Raw genomic sequence first — 3230 nt, 5'->3', positions numbered from 1 at the left:
GAAAATTAAATGTAAATTTATTTTGTTTATGCAGTCTGTTTCTTTTTTATTCCAAATCGGAAAATACAATACACCATCATTGTCGTATATGGTTGGAAGAAAATAGAATTGAAAGTTTATATTTAAATGCTAAAGAAGATGAATATGGTTAAAATACTATTGGTTGAAGATCACATGGTCGTACGTAATGGTATTAAACTACTTTTAGAATCCGATGGAGAATTTGCAGTGATAGGCGAGGCATCTGATGGTACGGAAGCCCTGTCTAAATTGGCGAATGGTCTAGCTCCCGATATTGTCTTAACTGATATAAGTATGGAGCATATGGACGGGATGGAGCTCTTAAAAAGCATCAGTCAAAAATATCCGCTGGTCAAAGTTGTGATATTATCCATGCTTAGTCAAATTCATTATGTGGTTGAAGGGTTTGAGCATGGTCTTTCAGGCTACCTGTTGAAAAATGTAGGTTATAATGAATTACTTTTTGGATTAAAGCATGTCGCTCAGGGCGGGCGGTATATGAGTGAAGAAATTAGCTTAGCCTTACTTGAACAAGTTTCTTCGGGTCAGGTTTATACGGATGCTGGCTCGAATACTATCCTAGATTTGGAAATAAGTGAACGCGAGCTAGACGTATTGGAATTGATCGCGGACGGGTTTACAAATCTAGAAATTGCAGATAAAATCTTTTTGAGTAAGCGTACTGTTGAAGGATATCGGCAGAACTTGATTGATAAAACAAGGGTGAAGAACACTGCGGAATTAGTAAAATATGCTTTTCAACATGGCTTATTAAAAAAATCATGATAAAATTTCTGTTCCTGATGACCATGGCATAGGTGATGATTTTTGGAAGTACTGCGCATCCCCTTACTTTAGTTTTGGTATTCTTTCTTGAAAACGGTTGAAAATAAATAGACCAGCTCCAATAATAATAAATGGTATGCTAAGAAGCTGTCCCATATTGATGAATAGGGAGTCTTCAAAATGCTCCTGATTGATTTTCAAAAACTCATCCAAAAACCGGAACGAAAACAGCAAAACCAATAGTAAGGCAAAATAGTTTCCATTGTTACGTTGAAGCTCTTTTTCTTTCCACAAACGATATAACAATACGAATAATAGGAGACAAAATAATGCTTCATAAAGCTGTGCCGGATGCCGGGGTATCGTGTCGATACGGGTAAACACAAAGGCCCAAGGTAAACTACTTGCTGTTCCAATCATTTCAGAGTTCATTAAGTTGCCCAGGCGAATGCAAGCCCCCGCTATAGGGACGACCAAAGCAACCCGATCTGCAACCCAAAGAAAAGGAAGCTGCTGTTTTTTTGCAAATAAATAGATTGCAGTCAGGATACCTATACCTCCGCCATGGCTTGCCAGCCCACCTTCCCAAATGGCCATTATTTTTAAGGGATGATCCAGGTAATAACTGGGGTCGTAAAATAATACGTGCCCCAATCTAGCACCAATAATAGTACCTAAAACGATATAAATGGTTAGCTGATCTAAGAACTCGGTTGGCCGACCTTCTTTCTTAAATAATGAATCTAGTATCTTATAGCATAATACAATGCCCAATAACCAAAATAGTCCGTACCAGCGAATAGGGTGTTCAATAATTGGAATAACAAAGATATCACTATTTATATTCCAGTTTATGTAAGTTAAGATTAGATTATTTACCATATGACGTTTTAGCGTGATGCTCCATAGTATAGGTACGGTCGGGATATTTCGTTACACACTTTGATGAAAAAACACGAAATTCTCTTTATTGATGCAAATATTGAGTCATATACTGCGATTATTAACTATGAAGTTTTCGTTGTTTGACCAATTTGTATGTTCGTAGGTAGTAAAACGAAATTACCTATAAGCGAGTTCAATGGTTGCGACCGGTGTTTTTATTGGAGAAGAATATTAGCATAAGTATCAGCCGGGTTAAATACTTATGAAAGTATATCTTGTTTTTTTGATAATATTCCGATATTCGGCAATTGAGAACATGATATGGACAGTACCTTGCATATTTCTTTAATAGCTGCTTATCCTGTGAAAGCTTATCATAGTTAATGAACGAGGTTATGGAAAAATATAGGCACCTTCATGTAAATTTAAACAGATAGTTATATTCTGATGATACGAAATTTGACAAGATTTACTTTTTGTTTTTTATCTCTCGTGCTCATGGCACAGTTACTCTCTTGTCATCAAAGTGGCCAGCAGGCGTCTAAAAATAATACGCATATCGAAGATAACTCACTTGATTTAACCTATCAGGATACGTTATTAAAATTTCTCGCTTTACAAGATTTTAGGGATCAATCTATTATAGCAAAGAAGAAAGCGGAGTTTGCTCAGGATAAGTATTTTAATAATTCTGGTTATAATTGGATTTTTTTGGCCTACAACTATTTGTTGGACGATAACATAGATTCAATAGAAATCGCGCTGAAAAACCTTGATGGGAGAAAACTGTCTCCAGATTTGCTTGTTCTGAAGGATTACTTTAAAATAAGGGCTAATTTTAGTTTTAATGATGTGACTACTATTGGCATCATGGAACAAATTATTGATGCTAAAGAATATGCGTTAGAAAATAAGAGTAGGTTTAGCTTTCTTTTTTTCAATCTATTGGCTAATGCAAATTATCGTCGAGCTGACTATAACCAGGCGCTCAAAGATAACGAGTCATGGTATCATTATCATCCCAATAGATCCGATGCCCGTGTTGCGCAAGCGTATCAGGAGATCAAATTTATGCAGTATATTGAATTGCATGATTTTGAGAAGCTAAAAGTAACACTGGATAGCAGCAAATATTACGCAAATAAAACGGCGGATTCTGCTATCATTATGCGCATGTATAATTTACAGGCGCAGTATTTCTTTAGCATAGGGAATAGTCGAAAAGCGGTAGAGGCATCCCAAAAATATTTTAATTATTTATCTTCAAGCAAGGCACTCAATGCCTATGCGTATGCGAATTTGGCAAAAAATTTTTTGAATAATCATCAAGTTGACTCGGCGATCTATTATTTTAATGCTGGATTGCAGTTTATCAAAACACATAAAGGCAAGCAAAATAAATTATTCTATTATCAGAATCTACAAGTAGCGCACGCATTAAAAGGAGATTATGAACGGGCTTATTTTACCTTGGATTCGGCCTATCAGGACTATAAAAATAGTACAAAGAGTATTGAAAATGAACGTATCAATGAGAT

The 3230-nt window shown here is 35.8% G+C and carries 3 protein-coding genes; 2 read left to right on the top strand and 1 reads right to left on the bottom strand.

The features are described 5' to 3' along the window. Positions 1-138 precede the first annotated feature (138 nt). Complete coding sequence (locus tag B2X72_RS12795) at positions 139-807, top strand: response regulator (RefSeq protein ID WP_244294278.1); 669 nt, start codon at positions 139-141, stop codon at positions 805-807. Positions 808-870: 63 nt separating this feature from the next. Here the strand turns inward: B2X72_RS12795 and lgt are convergent, their stop codons facing one another. Beyond that, on the bottom strand, positions 871-1689 hold the full coding sequence (lgt, locus tag B2X72_RS12790; RefSeq protein WP_145326804.1) for a prolipoprotein diacylglyceryl transferase: 819 nt from the start codon (positions 1687-1689) through the stop codon (positions 871-873). 501 nt (positions 1690-2190) lie between these two features. Between lgt and B2X72_RS12785 the strand changes: the two genes are divergently transcribed. Beyond that, the coding region (locus B2X72_RS12785; RefSeq protein WP_286849777.1) for a hypothetical protein at positions 2191-3230 on the top strand (1040 nt) is incomplete at its 3' end.

Source organism: Sphingobacterium sp. UBA7253 (genome assembly GCF_002472745.1).
Taxonomy (GTDB): Bacteria; Bacteroidota; Bacteroidia; order Sphingobacteriales; family Sphingobacteriaceae; genus Sphingobacterium; species Sphingobacterium siyangense.
Note: the sequence above shows the minus strand (reverse complement) of the source record. Positions and strands in the feature narration are given on the sequence as shown.

Excerpts from the sequence above, each read along its gene's own strand:
- B2X72_RS12795 (WP_244294278.1), top strand. The coding sequence starts at position 139 with ATGAATATGGTTAAAATACTATTGGTTGAAGATCACATGGTCGTACGT.
- lgt (WP_145326804.1), bottom strand. The coding sequence starts at position 1,689 with ATGGTAAATAATCTAATCTTAACTTACATAAACTGGAATATAAATAGT.